This is a genomic window from Sedimentitalea nanhaiensis DSM 24252 (assembly GCF_000473225.1).
Taxonomy (GTDB): domain Bacteria; phylum Pseudomonadota; class Alphaproteobacteria; order Rhodobacterales; family Rhodobacteraceae; genus Sedimentitalea; species Sedimentitalea nanhaiensis.
The window spans coordinates 2,640,014-2,656,559 of record NZ_KI421509.1; the positions used below are offsets into that span (position 1 = coordinate 2,640,014).

17 protein-coding genes are annotated in these 16,546 nt (G+C 61.0%); 12 read left to right on the forward strand and 5 right to left on the reverse strand.

Translation table 11 applies throughout. From position 1 onward, the window contains the following. Positions 1-166 precede the first annotated feature (166 nt). From NANH_RS0114780 to NANH_RS0114795, 4 genes are all read left to right on the forward strand, one after another. On the forward strand, positions 167-955 hold the full coding sequence (locus tag NANH_RS0114780) for an exodeoxyribonuclease III (protein WP_027262749.1): 789 nt from the start codon (positions 167-169) through the stop codon (positions 953-955). Between the two features lie 80 nt (positions 956-1,035). Beyond that, positions 1,036-1,950, forward strand: a complete 915-nt coding sequence (trxA, locus tag NANH_RS0114785; RefSeq protein ID WP_027262750.1) for a thioredoxin — start codon at positions 1,036-1,038, stop codon at positions 1,948-1,950. 27 nt (positions 1,951-1,977) lie between these two features. Continuing rightward, on the forward strand, positions 1,978-2,619 hold the full coding sequence (locus NANH_RS0114790; RefSeq protein ID WP_027262751.1) for an LON peptidase substrate-binding domain-containing protein: 642 nt from the start codon (positions 1,978-1,980) through the stop codon (positions 2,617-2,619). After that, on the forward strand, positions 2,616-2,801 hold the full coding sequence (locus NANH_RS0114795; RefSeq protein WP_027262752.1) for a Trm112 family protein: 186 nt from the start codon (positions 2,616-2,618) through the stop codon (positions 2,799-2,801). Before NANH_RS0114790 ends, NANH_RS0114795 begins: the two co-directional genes overlap by 4 nt. 7 nt (positions 2,802-2,808) lie before the next feature. Here NANH_RS0114795 and NANH_RS0114800 read toward each other — a convergent pair whose 3' ends face one another. Beyond that, complete coding sequence (locus NANH_RS0114800) at positions 2,809-4,071, reverse strand: FAD-dependent monooxygenase (RefSeq protein WP_407694959.1); 1,263 nt, start codon at positions 4,069-4,071, stop codon at positions 2,809-2,811. A gap of 48 nt (positions 4,072-4,119) precedes the next feature. Between NANH_RS0114800 and NANH_RS0114805 the strand changes: the two genes are divergently transcribed. From NANH_RS0114805 to NANH_RS26275, 4 genes are all read left to right on the forward strand, one after another. Continuing rightward, positions 4,120-5,448 (forward strand): amidase, encoded by a 1,329-nt coding sequence (locus NANH_RS0114805; RefSeq protein ID WP_027262754.1) that lies wholly within the window; start codon positions 4,120-4,122, stop codon positions 5,446-5,448. Between the two features lie 106 nt (positions 5,449-5,554). Beyond that, positions 5,555-6,736, forward strand: coding sequence for an aminotransferase class I/II-fold pyridoxal phosphate-dependent enzyme (locus NANH_RS0114810; protein WP_027262755.1), 1,182 nt, complete (start codon positions 5,555-5,557; stop codon positions 6,734-6,736). Between the two features lie 13 nt (positions 6,737-6,749). Continuing rightward, the gene (locus NANH_RS0114815) at positions 6,750-9,605 is read left to right on the forward strand and encodes a DNA translocase FtsK (protein WP_027262756.1); all 2,856 of its coding nucleotides are present in this window, start codon (positions 6,750-6,752) and stop codon (positions 9,603-9,605) included. Between the two features lie 44 nt (positions 9,606-9,649). Beyond that, positions 9,650-10,252, forward strand: a complete 603-nt coding sequence (locus NANH_RS26275) for a LolA family protein (RefSeq protein WP_036049889.1) — start codon at positions 9,650-9,652, stop codon at positions 10,250-10,252. Between the two features lie 12 nt (positions 10,253-10,264). Here the strand turns inward: NANH_RS26275 and NANH_RS0114825 are convergent, their stop codons facing one another. Beyond that, positions 10,265-10,855, reverse strand: a complete 591-nt coding sequence (locus NANH_RS0114825) for a transglycosylase SLT domain-containing protein (protein ID WP_027262757.1) — start codon at positions 10,853-10,855, stop codon at positions 10,265-10,267. Positions 10,856-11,114: 259 nt separating this feature from the next. Here NANH_RS0114825 and hspQ point away from each other — a divergent pair, with 259 nt between their 5' ends. Then, positions 11,115-11,441, forward strand: coding sequence for a heat shock protein HspQ (gene hspQ / locus NANH_RS0114830; RefSeq protein WP_027262758.1), 327 nt, complete (start codon positions 11,115-11,117; stop codon positions 11,439-11,441). 49 nt (positions 11,442-11,490) lie between these two features. Here the strand turns inward: hspQ and NANH_RS0114835 are convergent, their stop codons facing one another. The 3 genes from NANH_RS0114835 to NANH_RS0114845 all read right to left on the reverse strand — a co-directional run bounded on the left by NANH_RS0114835 (position 11,491) and on the right by NANH_RS0114845 (position 14,098). Beyond that, on the reverse strand, positions 11,491-13,068 hold the full coding sequence (locus NANH_RS0114835) for a gamma-glutamyltransferase family protein (RefSeq protein WP_027262759.1): 1,578 nt from the start codon (positions 13,066-13,068) through the stop codon (positions 11,491-11,493). A gap of 216 nt (positions 13,069-13,284) precedes the next feature. After that, positions 13,285-13,731, reverse strand: a complete 447-nt coding sequence (locus tag NANH_RS0114840; RefSeq protein WP_027262760.1) for an ATP-binding protein — start codon at positions 13,729-13,731, stop codon at positions 13,285-13,287. Positions 13,732-13,759: 28 nt separating this feature from the next. Beyond that, positions 13,760-14,098: an STAS domain-containing protein gene (locus NANH_RS0114845; RefSeq protein WP_027262761.1), complete on the reverse strand. Its 339-nt coding sequence runs from the start codon at positions 14,096-14,098 to the stop codon at positions 13,760-13,762. 96 nt (positions 14,099-14,194) lie between these two features. Between NANH_RS0114845 and NANH_RS0114850 the strand changes: the two genes are divergently transcribed. The 3 genes from NANH_RS0114850 to NANH_RS0114860 all read left to right on the forward strand — a co-directional run bounded on the left by NANH_RS0114850 (position 14,195) and on the right by NANH_RS0114860 (position 16,542). Continuing rightward, the gene (locus NANH_RS0114850) at positions 14,195-15,367 is read left to right on the forward strand and encodes an acetyl-CoA C-acyltransferase (RefSeq protein ID WP_027262762.1); all 1,173 of its coding nucleotides are present in this window, start codon (positions 14,195-14,197) and stop codon (positions 15,365-15,367) included. 68 nt (positions 15,368-15,435) lie between these two features. After that, on the forward strand, positions 15,436-15,885 hold the full coding sequence (locus tag NANH_RS0114855; protein ID WP_036049892.1) for a GAF domain-containing protein: 450 nt from the start codon (positions 15,436-15,438) through the stop codon (positions 15,883-15,885). Between the two features lie 84 nt (positions 15,886-15,969). After that, positions 15,970-16,542 (forward strand): helix-turn-helix domain-containing protein, encoded by a 573-nt coding sequence (locus NANH_RS0114860; RefSeq protein ID WP_027262764.1) that lies wholly within the window; start codon positions 15,970-15,972, stop codon positions 16,540-16,542. The last annotated feature ends 4 nt before the right edge of the window (positions 16,543-16,546 follow it).

The window sequence follows — 16,546 nt, forward strand, 5'->3', positions numbered from 1 at the left end:
GGGCAACACTGACGAAACCTCGGGCGGGACAGCGGCCCTGGACCGGCGTCTGTGGCAAGTATGGACAGCCAGCGGATTTCCGAGCCAGAGAAGCGGGAATCGGCTCTGGCAAAGACGCGCGCGCATGAATAGGGTCGGCGCATCGTCCCAAACCTTTGAGAATGCCATGACCTTTTCCCTTGCGACCTGGAACATCAATTCGGTTCGCTTGCGCGAACCCATCGTTCTGAAGCTGCTGCAGGAACAGACACCCGACGTGCTGTGTTTGCAGGAGTGCAAGTCCCCGGTCGACAAGATTCCGACCGAAGGTTTTGCCGCGCTTGGCTATACCCACATGATTGCGCGTGGGCAAAAGGGATACAACGGCGTCGCGATCCTGTCGCGCATGCCTATAGAGGAGGTTGGGTCCGAGGATTTTGCCGCGCTGGGACATGCCCGCCACATCGCTGGGCGGTTGGACAACGGGGTTACCATCCACAATTTTTACGTACCCGCAGGCGGCGATGTGCCGGACCGGCAAGTCAACGAAAAATTTGGCCAGAAACTGGATTACCTGACCGAAATGCGCGACTGGTTTCGCGCTGAGCGTCCGCGGAAATCCATCCTTGTGGGCGACTTGAACATTGCCCCGCGCGAAGACGATGTGTGGAACCACAAGCAACTTCTCAAGATCGTCAGCCATACCCCCACCGAAGTCGCGCATCTGGCCGAAACTCAGGATGCGGGCGGATGGGTTGACGTCACCCGGCAGGATATTCCCGACGGACCCCTGTTCAGCTGGTGGTCCTATCGTGCGCGGGACTGGTCTGCGGCGGATAAGGGACGGCGGTTGGACCATGTCTGGGCCACACCTGACATCAGTAACGCGGCGCATTCCAGCCGGGTCTTGCGCGATGCGCGCGGTTGGGAAAAGCCCAGCGATCACGCTCCGGTCTTTGCCTGCTTTGATCTCTAGATCGGGTTTTCTAAACTCTGCTCTTGGTTTCCGTCGCGTCTGCTTCCATATAGAGCGCCAAGCCGTAAGGAGATGACTCGATGATTGAACTGTCCACCGCAACCGCAGTTCCCGCAGACCTGATCAAGGACGCGACAGAGGCCACTTTCATGGCCGACGTTGTCGAGGCTTCCAACGAGATCCCGGTCATCGTGGATTTCTGGGCGCCGTGGTGCGGCCCGTGCAAGACGCTTGGCCCGATGCTTGAAAAAGCCGTCACGGCGGCCAAGGGCGCGGTCAGGATGGTCAAGGTCAACATCGACGAGGCACAGATGATCGCGGGTCAGTTGCAGATCCAGTCGATCCCCACGGTCTATGCCTTTTTAAAGGGCCAGCCGGTGGATGGGTTTCAGGGGGCGCTGCCTGAGTCCGAGATCAAGGCATTTGTAGATCGGGTCATTTCGGCGGCAGGCGGCGATGCACCCGGTGATACGTTGAACGATGCCGTTGCGGCCGCCGAAGAGATGCTGAACGAAGGTGCCGCTGTGGACGCGGCTCAGACCTTTGCCGCCATTCTTGCCGAAGATCCGAATCATGCCGGGGCCTATGGTGGCCTTGTGCGCTCTCATATTGCGATGGACGATCTGGACCAGGCGGAGGCGATCCTGAATGGTGCCCCCGCTGAAATCTTAAAAAGCGCAGAACTGGAAGCCGCGCATGCCCAGTTGGAGTTGGCCCGCCAGGCCGCCGATGCCGGTCCGGTGGCCGATCTGATTGCGGCGGTGGACGCTGAGCCGGACAATCATCAGACCCGGTTCGATCTGGCGCTGGCGCTGCATGCCAACGGACAGGTTCAAGAGGCCGTAGACCAGTTGCTGGATATATTCCGCCGCGACCGAGAGTGGAACGAGGGCGCGGCAAAGACGCAACTGTTTACCATTTTCGACGCGCTCAAGCCCAATGACCCGGTGGTTCTGAATGGTCGGCGCAAGCTGAGTTCGATGATATTTGCCTAGCCGACAATCAAGGCTAGGTTTGTTTGCATGATGCATACTCCAGACCTGCCGGATACGATCTCGGTATTTCCGCTTCCGTCGGCATTGTTGCTGCCCCGATCACGGTTGCCCCTCCATATTTTTGAGCCACGTTATCTGCAGATGTTCGAAGATGCGCTGAAAACCTCGCAGCGGCTGATCGGCATGGTGCAGCCAGATCCGATGCTGGGCCGCGAGGACCGGCTGCACAGCATTGGCTGCGCGGGCCGGATCACCCAGTTCTCCGAGACCGAAGACGGTCGCTATATGATTACCCTGTGCGGTATCTCGCGATTTCGCATCCTGAACGAGAGCGAGGGATTCCAGCCCTATCGCCGCTGCGATGTCAGCTGGGACGGCTTTGGCCGCGACCTTGGGCGAACGGAAACCGACCCCCGCTTTGACCGTCGGGCTTTCATGAATCTGCTGGACCGCTATTTTTCGGCGCAACACTTGTCTACCGACTGGGACTCGATCAAGGATGCAGAGGACGAATTATTGATCAATTCGCTGTCCATGCTTCTGGACTTTGGCCTCGAAGACAAACAGGCTCTGCTGGAAGCGCCCTGCCTTACAACGCGACGCGAGACACTTGTGACGCTGATCGAATACGGCCTGCGCGGCGGCAAAAACGAGGATACCCTGCAATGATGGATGCCCGACCGGATTTCGACCGACGCATGCTCGAAGCGTTGATCTGTCCCCAGACTCAAACCACGCTCAGCTATGATGCCGAGCGCAAGGAGCTGGTATCCAAGGCCGCCGGGCTGGCTTTTCCGATCCGCAACGGTATTCCGGTGATGCTGATCGACGAAGCGCGCGCGCTCGACTGATCCTGCCTCAGATCGCTTTGCCCTGCAGCAGTCGCGGCAGATCGCCCGTCAATCCTGCGGCCTCGCGAATAAAGCTGCGGCGCAGTCCCGGCATCGCATTCACGAGCCCCAAGCCCAGGTCCCGGCCCAGGCGCAACAAAGGGTTATCATTGGAAAACAGCCGGTTGAACGTATCCGTCGCCAACGCCAGCGTGGCCGTGTCAAAACGCCGCCATTGTTGATACTGCCGCAAGGCTGTCTGTGCGCCGATGTCTTCGCCACGGCGCGCGGCCAGCGTCACGGTTTCGGCCAGAGCGGCAACATCGCGCAATCCGGCATTCAGCCCTTGCCCGGCAATCGGGTGAACGCCATGTGCCGCATCCCCGACCAGCGCAAGGCGCTCGGCTATGAAACTGTTGGCGATGGTCAGATTCAACGGATAGGTGAATCGTCGGCCCGCCAGTTCCAGCTCGCCAAGGAAATCGCCGAATCGCGGGCGCAGCTCCGCCATGTATCCGGCATCGTCCAATGTGTTGATCCACAACGCAGTTTCGGTACGTTCGCTCCAGACAATTGAACTGCGATTGCCGGTCAGCGGCAAGATCGCCAGCGGACCGGGTGGCATAAAGAACTGATGCGCGATGCCATGATGCGGCTTTTCATGCGCGATGGCACAAACCAGAGCGGTCTGGCCATAATCCCATCCGGTGCGTTTGATCCCGGCGCGGCGGGCGGTGCCACTGTTGCGCCCGTCCGATCCCACCAGCAAACGACCGCTTATCGTCTTGCCGTCATCCAAGGTCACCATTGCGCCCGTTGGGCCGACCGATTGATCGACCACGGTCTTGCCGTTGATCTGGGTGATCAGAGGCGCGGCCTGCATCGCGTCCAGAAAGGCGGGGCGCAAATGGCGGTCTTCGACCATGTATCCCATCGGGCCTTCTTCGATCTCGGCATGATCGAAATGCAGAAACAGCGGTGAGGACCCGCTGCCCGCATGTCCGTCGGTCACGGTGATTTCCAGCATTGGCTGGGCCTTGTCGGCAACCAGCGGCCAAACGTCGATCGCCGACAACAGGCGTTGCGACGTCAGGGCCAGCGCATAGCCGCGTCCGTCAAAATCTGCATCCTTGCGCGTCGCAGCGGGCAGCGTGTCGATGACGGTGACGCGCTGGCCGGTTTGTGCCAGCGCCAGCGCCAGGGCCGGGCCATTCAGCCCGCCGCCCACGATGATAATATCGGAATCCGGTGTCATGACACGCAATATGGTCGGCTTGGCGGGATTGTCCATGCGCGGTGCTGTCGCTAGGGTCTGGCCATTCCAGAAACGGAGAGCAGGATGCAGGACTGGTTGAAAACGAGCGCGGCGGATCTGGGGCGCGGGATTGCCGCGGGCGAAATCGACCCGGTCGAACTGACCCGGACCTATCTGGCGGCGATTGAGTCCCACCCTCTGCGCGACCGAATCTATGCCCGGGTCACCCAGGACCGCGCCTTGGCCGAGGCCGAAGCCGCCCGCCACCGCGCACAGGTCGGGCGGCGGTTGTCCCCACTGGACGGCGTGCCAATCAGTTGGAAGGATCTGGTCGATTCCGCCGACGTGCAAACCGAAGCCGGTTCCGCCCTGTTGAAAGACCGGGTGCCTGCGGACGATGCGCTGGTGCTGCGCAATGCCACCGGCATGGGCACCGTCTGTCTGGGCAAGACCCACATGAGCGAGCTGGCCTTTTCCGGTTTGGGTTTGAACCCGATCACCGCGACCCCGCCCTGTGTCAACGATACTCATGCGGTGCCGGGCGGATCGTCTTCGGGGGCTGCGACTTCGGTCGCATTTGACCTCGCGGCGTGCGGCATCGGGTCGGATACCGGCGGATCGGTCCGGATCCCGGCGGCCTGGAATGACCTGGTGGGGCTAAAAACCACCTCGGGGCGGATCAGCCTGGAAGGTGTGGTGCCGCTGTGTCTGGAATTTGACACCATTGGCCCGCTGACCCGCACGGTAGAGGATGCGGCGCTGATGCTGGCGGCGCTTGAGGGCGGACAGCCTGTCGATCTGCGCGGCGCATCGCTGCAAGGCCGCCGGCTTGCGGTGCTGCAGACCGCCGCGTTGCAGGATGTCCGGCCGGAACCGCGCGCGGCATTTGACCGGGCGGTGGACAGGCTGGCCGATGCCGGGGCCATCATCGCGCCCATCGAGGTGCCCGAGTTGGACGAGGCAATGCCCCTGAGCGGGGTGCTCTACACCGCCGAAGCCTATGGGCTGTGGCGCGATGTGATCGAGGCCAACCCGCAGCTGATGTACGAACCCATTCTGGAACGGTTTCGCGCCGGGGCGCAGTTCTCGGGGCCGGATTATGTTGCCGCGTGGGCGAAACTGCGGTCGGTGCGCATGGCGTGGGATCAGGCGACTGCACGATATGACGCGGTGCTGTGCCCGACAGCGCCGAACCTGCCGCCCAATGTTCAGCGGCTGCACGAGGATCGCGAGTATTACGTGACCGAGAACCTGCTGACCCTGCGCAACACCCGCATCGGCAACCTGATGGGGCTTTGTTCCCTGACGCTTCCGACCGGGACGCCCAGTTGCGGCATTTCCCTGATGGGCGCACCGGACGGCGAAGAGGCGTTGTTGCGCCTTGGGGCCGCAGCGGAACGAGCGTTGGCCTGAAAGACACAACTTGCTCCGCTTGGTCCTGTTTCTCTGGACGGGACAGGGGCTCCTCTGTAACCTGTTGCCTAACGGGGCAAAAATGATCCCGACTTGAGGCTGCAGTATGATTTTACCCGATCGGTTCTTGAACCTGCCGGAATATGCTTTTCCGCGTCTGCGTGGGTTGCTGGATGTGCACGCGCCCGGCGGCGACGTGGTTCACATGACCATTGGCGAGCCGAAACATGCGTTTCCGGCCTGGGTCACGGACGTGATCGTAAAGAACGCGGCAGGGTTCAATTCCTATCCGCAGAATGATGGCACCGACGAATTGCGCAGTGCGATAGCCGATTGGGTCCAGCGTCGGTACGACGTTTCGCTGGATGCAGGCACACAGGTCATGGCGCTGAACGGAACGCGTGAAGGGCTGTACAATGCTGCAATGGCCCTGTGCCCCGAAGAGAAGGACGGCCAGAAACCCGCCATCCTGACGCCAAATCCGTTCTATCAGGTCTATATGGTCGCGGCGCTTTCGGTTGGAGCCGAACCGGTGTTTGTTTCCGCCACAGCCGCCACAGGACATTTGCCGGATTTTGCGTCGGTCGGGGCAGAGGTGCTGAACCGCACCGCTATTGTCTATGTCTGCTCGCCCGCCAATCCGCAGGGCGCGGTGGCCACGCGCGACTATTGGGCCGATCTGATTGCGCTGGCCGAACACTATGATTTCCGCATTTTCGCGGACGAGTGTTATTCGGAAATCTACCGCGATACTCCGCCCGTTGGCGCGTTGCAGGTGGCCCGTGACGTCGGGGCCGATCCGGAGCGGGTGACGATCTTTCATTCGCTGTCCAAACGATCGAACCTGCCGGGGCTGCGGTCGGGTTTTGTGGCGGGTGGACCCGAGACGATCCGACAGATCAAGCAATTGCGCAACTATGCGGGCGCACCTCTGCCGGGACCGTTGCAGGCCGCCGCCGCCGCAGTCTGGGCGGACGAGGCGCATGTCGTCGAGAACCGGACGCTGTATCGTGAGAAATATGCGGTTGCGGACCAGGTGATGGGGGCAGTGCAGGGCTATCAGCCGCCCGAAGCGGGTTTCTTTTTGTGGCTGCCTGTCGAGGATGGCACGGCTGCGGCGTTGAAATTGTGGCAAGAGACCGGGGTGCGGGTATTGCCGGGTGCCTATCTGGCGCAGGGCGGACCGGGTCAAAACCCCGGAGAAGGATATATCAGGGTCGCGATGGTGGCCCCAAAAACAGAAATGCAGGACGGGCTGACAAGGCTGCGCGACTGCTTGTACAGGTAGACCGAGGGTAGGCATGGCATATCATTCACGCAGCCGCGATCCGTTGCTCGACAGCAACATGCAGGCGGCCATCGAGAAACGCGGCAAGGAATTGATCGGCATCGTACTGATCTGTCTGGGTCTGGCGGCTGCAGCGATGATTGCGTCCTATACACCGGACGATCCCAACTGGATGGTATCGACGGACGCCCCGGTGCAGAACTGGATGGGGCGCATCGGTGCCTCGGTCGCGGCGCCGCTGTTCATGATCGTCGGCTGGGGCAGCTGGGGCATCGCTCTGGTTTGCCTGGTCTGGGGCGTGCGTTTTGCTTTTCATCGCGGCGAAGAGCGCGCCGTCGGGCGGCTGATCTTTGCCCCGATCGCCATTGCCGTCGCGTCGATCTATGCCGCGACGCTGGTTCCGGATGCCACATGGCGCGCGACCCACAGCTTTGGGCTGGGCGGGTTGTTTGGCGACACCGTGATGGGCGCGCTGCTGACGTTGCTGCCCATTGGCTCGCATCTGGCGCTAAAGCTGCTGTCGCTGTTAACGGCGGTGGGCATGGTGGTTTTGGCAGCGTTTGTTCTTGGGTTTACCCGGGCCGACATCGGGCGCGGCATCCGCGCAACGCTGATCGGGTTGGTCATGGCTTACGGCGCGCTGGCGACGCTGCTGGGCCGAGGCGCTAGTACAGTGATGGAACGGGCGCGCGACAAGCATGCGCAATTGCAGGAACGCCGCGATGAGGCCCGTCAGGTCCGCGCCGAGGCGGCAATGGCGTATCAGGCGACAAACGATGCGCTGGCCGTATCGGCACCTGCTGATTTCGCGCAGTCTGAAATCGGTGAGCAGATTGAAGACACCGGGGAACGCAGTGGGTTCCTGTCCCGGATGCCATCGTTGATCCGCCGCCCCGAAGCGATGCCGCAGGCGGAGCTGGTCGATCCTGAAGAGATCGAAGGGTATGACGACATGCCCGGAGACGACCGCATTCGCGCCCGGATCGCCGACGCAGTGCGGGCCCGTATTCGCCCGGACGAGCCCAAGGAAGACCCCAGCCGACCGTTGACGCGGGGCAGGGGGCGTGGCCCGGATCCGCTGGTGCTGGATACCGCCGGGTTGCGGCCAGAACCGCCGTTGACCTCTGCCCATGTCGCACCCGAGGGCCCGCCGGTCATGATGGAATTTCAGAGTGAGGTTCTGGAAGAGCATGAAGCTGACGATACACTGCCCCTGGTCGAACCAAAGCCCGCCGCGCCGATTATCCCGGCGCTGGAACCACGCAAGGTTGTAAAAAACCTGCCCCGCAAGGCCGTGGCCCCGTCTCGGCGTGCCGAGGCCGAGGCACAGCCGGCGCTGGCTTTCGAAGAGGAAGATTCGGCATTCGAGCTGCCGCCGCTGAATCTGCTGACGAACCCGTCTTCGATTCAAAGGCTTGTGCTGAGTGATGAGGCTCTGGAAGAGAATGCAAGGATGCTGGAAAGCGTGCTGGACGACTATGGCGTCAAGGGCGAAATCGTCAGCGTGCGTCCGGGTCCGGTTGTTACCATGTATGAACTGGAGCCTGCGCCGGGTTTGAAGGCGTCGCGCGTGATCGGCCTGGCGGACGATATCGCCCGCTCAATGATGGCGCTGTCGGCACGGGTTTCGACAGTGCCGGGCCGGTCGGTCATCGGCATCGAACTGCCCAACGAGAGTCGCGAAAAGGTGGTTCTGCGCGAGATCCTGGCCAGCCGGGATTTCGGAGACAGCACCATGAGTCTGCCGCTGGCCCTGGGCAAGGATATCGGTGGCGACAGCATGGTCGCCAACCTGGCCAAGATGCCCCACTTGTTGATTGCCGGGACCACGGGGTCGGGTAAATCGGTCGCGATCAATACAATGATCCTGAGCTTGCTGTACAAGCTGACCCCCGAGGAATGCCGCCTGATCATGATCGACCCGAAGATGCTGGAACTGTCTGTCTATGATGGCATCCCGCATCTGCTGTCGCCGGTTGTGACCGACCCGAAAAAGGCGGTTGTTGCGCTGAAGTGGACCGTGGGCGAAATGGAAGACCGTTATCGCAAGATGTCCAAGATGGGGGTGCGCAACATCGAAGGCTACAATGGCCGTGTTCGCGAGGCGCTCGCCAAGGGCGAGATGTTCAGCCGCACGGTGCAGACCGGGTTCGACGACGAAACCGGAGATCCGGTGTTCGAAACCGAAGAATTCGCGCCCGAAGCTATGCCCTTTATCGTGGTCATTGTCGACGAGATGGCCGACCTGATGATGGTCGCGGGAAAAGAAATCGAAGCCTGCATCCAGCGGCTGGCGCAGATGGCGCGGGCCAGCGGTATCCATCTGATCATGGCCACCCAGCGCCCGTCGGTCGACGTGATCACCGGCACGATCAAGGCCAATTTTCCAACCCGGATTTCGTTCCAGGTGACATCGAAAATCGACAGCCGCACAATTCTGGGAGAAATGGGTGCCGAGCAACTGCTGGGGATGGGCGATATGCTGTATATGGCCGGGGGAGCCAAGATCACCCGCTGTCATGGCCCGTTTGTCTCGGATGAGGAAGTCGAAGAAGTCGTCAATCACCTCAAGGGATTTGGCCCGCCCGCATATATGAGCGGCGTGGTCGAAGGTCCGGATGAGGAGAAGGAAAGCAACATCGATCTGGTTCTGGGTCTGGGCGGAAACACCACTGGCGAGGACGCGTTGTATGACCAGGCGGTTCAGGTGGTGATCCAGGATCGAAAGTGCTCGACCAGCTATATTCAGCGCAAACTGGCCATTGGCTACAACAAGGCCGCCCGTCTGGTCGAGCAGATGGAGGACGAAGGGCTGGTTTCGCCGGCCAATCACGTAGGCAAACGTGAAATTCTTGTGCCGGAACAGTAACGGGCGTGACTTCACATTGCCGCGCAAACGCCTATGTACCCAGTATGAGACCTTTTATCTGTGCCCTAGCGCTAAGTCTGGCCGCCACTGCCTCGTGGGCGGGCGGCAAACTGTCACTGCCTGAAATCTCGTCCTATCTGAACGGACTGAGCACGGTGGTGGCGCCGTTCACCCAATATAACGACGACGGATCGCGTTCGACAGGAACAGTGTATCTGCACCGCCCCGGGCGGATGCGGTTCGAATACGACCCGCCCGATGCGGCAACCGTGGTGGCAGGGGCCGGTGCGGTGGTGATCCACGATCCGAAGTCCAACCAGCCGCCGGAAAGCTATCCGCTCAAGCGCACGCCCCTGTCGCTGATTCTGGATCGCAATGTGAACCTGAGTCGCGCCAACATGGTGGTTGGCCACAGCTTTGACGGAACATCGACCGTTGTAAGCGCCCAGGATCCCGAGAATCCGGAATATGGCCGTATAGATCTGTTGTTCGGCGGTGATCCGATCGAGCTGCGAAAGTGGGTGATCCACGATAACGGCGGCGGGCAGACCACTGTGGTTCTGGGTGCCTTGGACAAGGGCGGGCGGCTGAGCAGCAACCTGTTCAGCCATCAGGGCGGTGGAAGCGGGCGCGGAACCAACCGCTAGGGCATTGCTGCATTAACGGCGGAAGGCGCGGCAGTTGGCCAGTTGCGCTTGATACAGGTTTGCCCGTGCGTCGACCTGCCCGGCAACCCGCAGCAGCCAGCTCTTACTGTTATGGCTCCCACGTGCATATCCGGATTGGCCCTCGTGATAGGCCAGATACTGGTTGCGCGCATCGCTCAGTGAAATCCCGTTCCTTTCCCGGCTCTGGTTCATATACCACCCCATGAAATCGCTTGCGTCCTGCATCCGGTCCCGCTTGGCACTGCGTCGCCCGGTGTCCTTACGATATTCGTCCCAGGTCCCGTCCAGCGCCTGGCTGTAACCGTAGGCGCTGCTTTGGCGGCCCATCGGAATGACGCCCAGCACATAGTTGTTGGGCGTTCGCGCATCACCGCGAAACTTGCTTTCCTGATAGATCGTTGCCATCTGCACGTGCACAGGGACACCCCAGCGACGCTCGGTTGCCTTAAAGGCCTTGACGTATTTCGGGCGCTGCTGAGCGATGCTGCATGCATCGTTCAGGTTGCGTGGCGGTGTGTGCGAGCCGCCGCCACAGGATGCCAGCAACAGCATCAACAACATTGCGCGAAGAGTTCTGCTCATTTGCCTCTCGCATATTTTTTCCGAACTCTAGCGCAACTTGGGCTGGGATGGAATCACATTTGCCTCATCCACGCGACCTGTTCAGAGTTCCCACCGAGTGTGTTGCGACGGTCCTACAGATCCGGTTTCGGCGCCCGGGCAGGGGCGGATAGATGCACTGTTAATCCCTGTTCACAGACTGTTTCCTGGAAATTCCGCGAGACCGTTGGACAACAAGGCCTTGCAGCGGCTAATATTGGAGGGTAGGGGCTGCAAGAAAATGCTGAAAATACGCGCTAAATATCATTTGGGACAGGTCGTCCGGCACAAGAAACACCCGTTTCGCGGTGTGATCTTTGATGTCGATCCCGAGTTCTCCAATACCGAGGAATGGTATCAGGCTATTCCCGAGGACAGTCGTCCTGCGCGTGAGCAACCGTTTTACCACCTGCTGGCGGAAAACGATCAATCCTACTATGTCGCCTATGTGTCCGAGCAGAACCTGGTTGCCGATTACTCCGGCGAGCCGGTGGATCATCCCGACATCCCCGATATGTTCGGCCCGTTTCAGGACGGTGCCTATCCCTTGCATTTTCAACTCAACTGACTTGCGCTGCGGTGCCAGGCCCAGAGAACCGGGTCAGCCGCAATACGCACTAGTACCCCAGCGCACAGCCGTCTTTGCGTGGGTCGCTCGCACCTTCCAGCACGCCATCCTCGCGAATTCGGATCGCCTGGGCTCCGCCGATGGCGGTATCGGGCACCGAAACATTGTGGCCCATGTCTGAAAGTTGCTGTCGCACCGTGTCGGAATAGCCGCGCTCGACCTTCATGTCGCCGTTGTCCGAAAAACAACGCGGCCCATCCAGTGCCGCCTGCGGCTCCATGTCAAAGTCGCACAGGTTGCTGAGCACGCGCGCGTGGCCATAGGGTTGATAGGCCCCGCCCATCACCCCAAATGGCATGGCGACGCGACCATTTTCCCGAAGCATTCCCGGAATGATGGTGTGCATCGGCCGTTTGCCGCCGCCCAGTTCATTGGGATGACCCTTTTCCAAGGTGAATCCCTGCCCGCGGTTTTGCAACAGAATACCGAACCGATCACTTGCGATGCCTGACCCAAAGCCGTGGAAGATCGAATAGATCAGCGATACCGCCATGCGGTCCTTGTCGACCACGGTGATATAGATCGTGTCCTTGTGCACCGCCTCGCTAATGGGCGCTGGTGCGGCCATGGCCCGGTTGGGGTCGATCAACGCGGCCAGTTTTGCGGCAGTTTCCGGGGCCAGCATGTGATCCAGCCGATCAGTATGGTCCGCATCTGCGATGAATCGATTACGCGCGTCATATGCCAATTTGGCGGCCTCGGCCTCGATATGGGCGCGCTGTGCAGCGAAGGGATCCATCCCGGCAATGTCGAAATGGGACAGGATATTCAGCATCAGGATTGCGGTTGCCCCCTGCCCGTTGGGTGGATGCTCGACCAGCTCGATGCCCTTGTAGGCTCCGCTGACCGGAGTCGTTTCCGTGCATCGGGCTGCGGCAAAATCTTCCAAAGTGTGCACACCGCCCAGTCGGTTCAGGGTTGCGACCATGTCTTCGGCAACTTCGCCGGAATAAAACGCCTCGGGCCCATGTTGTGCCATGCGTCGCAGTACTTCGGCTTGCCCGGGCGCGCGAAAGATCTGACCCGGTTGGGGGGGCTTGCCATCCAGCAGATAGATTTCGCGGGCTCGTGGGTTCAGGGCCGGGGCGTCCTTGGACCAGTCAAAAGCCACGCGTGGTGCCACGGGTACACCGGCGTCGGCATAGTGGATCGCGGGCTGCAGGATCGCATCCAGCCCGATGTTACCGACTGTGTCCGCCAAATGGCAGAACGCATCAATAGCGGCGGGAATTGTCACCGCGTCTGGGCTGGTCTGCTGAATCTCCGTCACACCCTGGGAGCGCAGTTTGTCCGCATCCGCCAGCGCGGGTGCGCGCCCCGATCCATTGATTGCCTTGATATCTTCGCTGCCAGGTGGCGAATAGAGAACGAAACAGTCGCCGCCGATCCCGGTCATCTGCGGTTCGCAAATACCCAGAAGTACGGCACCTGCGATGGCGGCATCCATGGCGTTGCCGCCGCGTTTCAGAATGTCGATGGCCGCTTGTGCCGCCAAAGGGTGCGACGTCGCGCACATCCCGTTAGTGGCCAATACGGCCGAACGGCCCGGCGCCTGAAAATCCCGCATTGCATCTTCCCCTAGTCCTTGCCGGATGAATGTAAGAGGCACACGAGGAAATGCCAAGACGGGGACAAGATCAGGGGAAGGTCCTCGGCGCCGCGAACTGGGTGGGGGCAATGACACGCGACGCCGAGGGAAGCTTTGTGCAGCTACAGCCTGTGTATGCGCTGTCAATTCGTCAGCAATTTGGACGGATTGAGGCAGTTTTGCGGCATGGCGCGCCTAGCGGGCTGGGGGGATCAGATCAAAGGTCAGTTGTAGGTGATTGCTGCCGTTTTCGCGCATGTACCGGATGTCACGGGCCAGGGTCCGGATCATGAACCAGCCAAAGCCGCCTTCGGGCAGATCTGAGCGCGGTCCGCCAATGTCGGCTGGATTGCCCTTTGGCAATTCCCCGTCGGGCAAGGGGCGGCCATGATCGGTCACCCGCAACCTGAGGGCGTGCTTGTCCAATTGCCCGCGAATCAGGATGTCGCCAGCCTCCATGTTCGCATATGCGTGTTCGACCACGTTGTTGACGGCTTCGGCGAGGGCGATCTCGACCCCACCGACCTGATCTTCGGCCACGCCCAGCTTGCGGATCCGGGTCATGATCTCGTAGAGGGCATTTCGCGTGCCCAGTTCGCTCGCGGTGAACGAATGTGTGAAACTGCTTGGCGTGTCGGTCACATCAAGTCATCCCCGGGGTTGGTCCCTGTCAGCCGACCTTCGTCGTCACCGCATCATCCAGAGACGGAAACAGTTTAAAAACCGTATCCATTCGGGTCAGACGGAACACTTTGCTGACGGTTGGTGTCAGTCCGGCAAGGTCCAGCCTCCGGCCTTCGCCCAACTGTTTCATTGCTGCCACAATCGCCCCAAGACCGCTGGAATCAATAAAATCCACGGTGGACAGGTCCAGAATCACGCGCTGGGGTCCAGCGCTGGTCTGCGCGCGCATCTCTTCCTTGAACTGGATCGCCATGGCGGCATCGATACGGTCGGTGTTGACTGTCACGATTTGGGCCGAATCAGTTACGGTACTGGTCAAGCTCACGGGATTATTCCTTTCGACGGCACTTTTTTACACGCCGAAGCTAGACGTTAATCCTTACCATTCGGTATGCATGCGTCAAAGCATGGAGGGCTGGCTATGAAAGACGTAATCATCGCAGGTGCGGCAAGGACGCCGATGGGGGGCTTTCAGGGCGTGTTCGACACTGTGACTGCCGCCGCGCTGGGGGGTGTTGCTCTGAGAGCGGCGCTGAACGGTGCCGGTGCCAAAACTGTCGACGAGGTTCTGATGGGCTGCGTTCTGCCAGCTGGCCAAGGGCAGGCTCCGGCGCGTCAGGCCGGGTTTGCGGCCGGGCTGGACGAAAAGGTGCCCGCCACCACCCTGAACAAGATGTGCGGCTCGGGGATGAAAGCCGCGATGATCGGCTTCGATCAGATCGCTCTGGGTCAGACAGATGTGATGGCTGTCGGTGGCATGGAAAGCATGTCGGGCGCACCCTATCTTCTGCCCAAGATGCGTGGCGGCGCGCGGATCGGTCACGCCCAGGTCATCGACCATATGTTTCTGGACGGTCTGGAAGATGCCTATGATAAAGGCCGCCTGATGGGGACCTTTGCCGAAGATTGCGCCGAGGCGTTCCAGTTCACCCGCGAAGCGCAAGATCAGTACGCTTTGGCGTCATTGTCCAACGCGTTGGAGGCCGAGCGCAGCGGTGCCTTTTCCGACGAGATCGCCCCGGTCACCCTGCATTCGCGGTCGGGCGAGGCGGTGATCACCACCGACGAGCAGCCGGGCAAGGCGCGTCCTGAAAAGATTCCGATGCTGAAGCCCGCGTTCCGCAAGGACGGGACGGTCACGGCGGCCAACTCCTCGTCAATCTCGGACGGCGCAGCTGCCCTGGTTCTCGCCTCGGCCGAAGCCGCCGAAGCGCAGAATTTGACCGTGCGGGCCCGCATACTGGGTCACGCCAGCCATGCACAGGCACCGGGGTTGTTTACCACGGCACCGGTGCCGGCGGCGCAGAAGCTGCTGGCCAGGATCGGGTGGAGCAAGGACGATGTCGATCTGTGGGAGATCAACGAGGCATTTGCCGTGGTGCCCATGGCTTTCATGCATGAAATGGGGCTGTCTCGTGACATCGTGAATATTAATGGCGGCGCTTGTGCGCTGGGGCATCCGATTGGCGCATCGGGGGCACGGATTATGGTGACGCTGCTGAATGCGCTGGAAAAGCGTGGGCTGAAACGCGGTGTCGCGGCCATCTGTATCGGCGGCGGCGAAGGGACGGCTATCGCGATCGAGCGGATCTGATCCTGTTTCGAGACAAGCCAAAACCGGTCTGGCTTGCGCCAGCCGGTCGACAAAGGATGCCCTGCCCGATGGCCGACTATCACGCCCTTGCCCAGAGTATTGCTGCGCTGACCGAGGGCGAAAGCGATCGGATTGCGTTGATGGCCACCGTCGTTTGCGAGGTGCATCATGCGGACGAGCGGTTCGACTGGACCGGGTTTTACCGGGTTGTCGGGCCGGAACTGCTCAAGATCGGACCCTATCAGGGCGGGCATGGCTGTTTGACTATTCCGTTTTCGCGCGGGGTTTGTGGTGCCGCTGCGCGCACCGGCCAAGTGCAGCTGGTGCCGGATGTGGATGCGATCCCCGATCATATCGCCTGTGCCAGCTCGACATGCTCGGAGCTGGTTTTGCCAGTGCATGACGCCGGCGGCGATCTGATCGCGGTTTTCGATATCGATAGCGATCAGCCGGATGCGTTCACCCAAACCGACGCGGACCAGCTGGCGACGATCCTGGCATCGGTATTCGCGCGCTGAGGTTAAATCCGGTGAAATTTTTCTTGAAAATTTCACCGACTCGCGGCAACGTGAAAAAACAGGCAATTAATTCACGGGCGCGTCATGCTGTATTCCGACCCCACCCACAGCGCGACACTGGGCGCGGATCTGCGTGCCCTGCGCAAGTCGCGCGGGCTGACGCTGGCGGAAATGGCCGAGGCGCTTGGACGATCGGTGGGCTGGCTCAGCCAGGTCGAGCGCGACCTCTCCGAACCGTCCATTGCGGATCTGCGCCAGATTGCCAAACAACTGGCCGTGCCCTTGTCGATGCTGTTCGGACAGGCCACTGCCCCTGCCGACGAGGCCGGGTACGTGGTGCGCAAAGCGGCGCGACGCAAGATTGGCAGCGGTGCCGCAGGTCTGGTCGAGGAATTGCTGTCGCCGGATCTGACCGATGATTTCGAGATGGTCCATTCGACCTTTGAGCCACACAGCGAAATCGAGGCCGTGACCACGCGTCCGACACAAGAGGTCGGGTATCTGTTGTCGGGCAAGCTGATCCTGGAGATCGGCGCGCGGCGTTTCACTATCCTGCCGGGCGACAGCTTTCGTATTCGCGGCGAGCCGCATCGCTGGATGAATCCCCATGATGCACCCGCCGTCGCAATCTGGGTGATCGCCCCTCCGGTGTATTGACGCG

Coding starts and splice junctions, on each gene's coding strand:
- NANH_RS0114780 (WP_027262749.1), top strand. CDS start 167: ATGACCTTTTCCCTTGCGACCTGGAACATCAATTCGGTTCGCTTGCGC.
- trxA (WP_027262750.1), top strand. CDS start 1,036: ATGATTGAACTGTCCACCGCAACCGCAGTTCCCGCAGACCTGATCAAG.
- NANH_RS0114790 (WP_027262751.1), top strand. CDS start 1,978: ATGATGCATACTCCAGACCTGCCGGATACGATCTCGGTATTTCCGCTT.
- NANH_RS0114795 (WP_027262752.1), top strand. CDS start 2,616: ATGATGGATGCCCGACCGGATTTCGACCGACGCATGCTCGAAGCGTTG.
- NANH_RS0114800 (WP_407694959.1), bottom strand. CDS start 4,071: ATGGACAATCCCGCCAAGCCGACCATATTGCGTGTCATGACACCGGAT.
- NANH_RS0114805 (WP_027262754.1), top strand. CDS start 4,120: ATGCAGGACTGGTTGAAAACGAGCGCGGCGGATCTGGGGCGCGGGATT.
- NANH_RS0114810 (WP_027262755.1), top strand. CDS start 5,555: ATGATTTTACCCGATCGGTTCTTGAACCTGCCGGAATATGCTTTTCCG.
- NANH_RS0114815 (WP_027262756.1), top strand. CDS start 6,750: ATGGCATATCATTCACGCAGCCGCGATCCGTTGCTCGACAGCAACATG.
- NANH_RS26275 (WP_036049889.1), top strand. CDS start 9,650: ATGAGACCTTTTATCTGTGCCCTAGCGCTAAGTCTGGCCGCCACTGCC.
- NANH_RS0114825 (WP_027262757.1), bottom strand. CDS start 10,855: ATGAGCAGAACTCTTCGCGCAATGTTGTTGATGCTGTTGCTGGCATCC.
- hspQ (WP_027262758.1), top strand. CDS start 11,115: ATGCTGAAAATACGCGCTAAATATCATTTGGGACAGGTCGTCCGGCAC.
- NANH_RS0114835 (WP_027262759.1), bottom strand. CDS start 13,068: ATGCGGGATTTTCAGGCGCCGGGCCGTTCGGCCGTATTGGCCACTAAC.
- NANH_RS0114850 (WP_027262762.1), top strand. CDS start 14,195: ATGAAAGACGTAATCATCGCAGGTGCGGCAAGGACGCCGATGGGGGGC.
- NANH_RS0114855 (WP_036049892.1), top strand. CDS start 15,436: ATGGCCGACTATCACGCCCTTGCCCAGAGTATTGCTGCGCTGACCGAG.
- NANH_RS0114860 (WP_027262764.1), top strand. CDS start 15,970: ATGCTGTATTCCGACCCCACCCACAGCGCGACACTGGGCGCGGATCTG.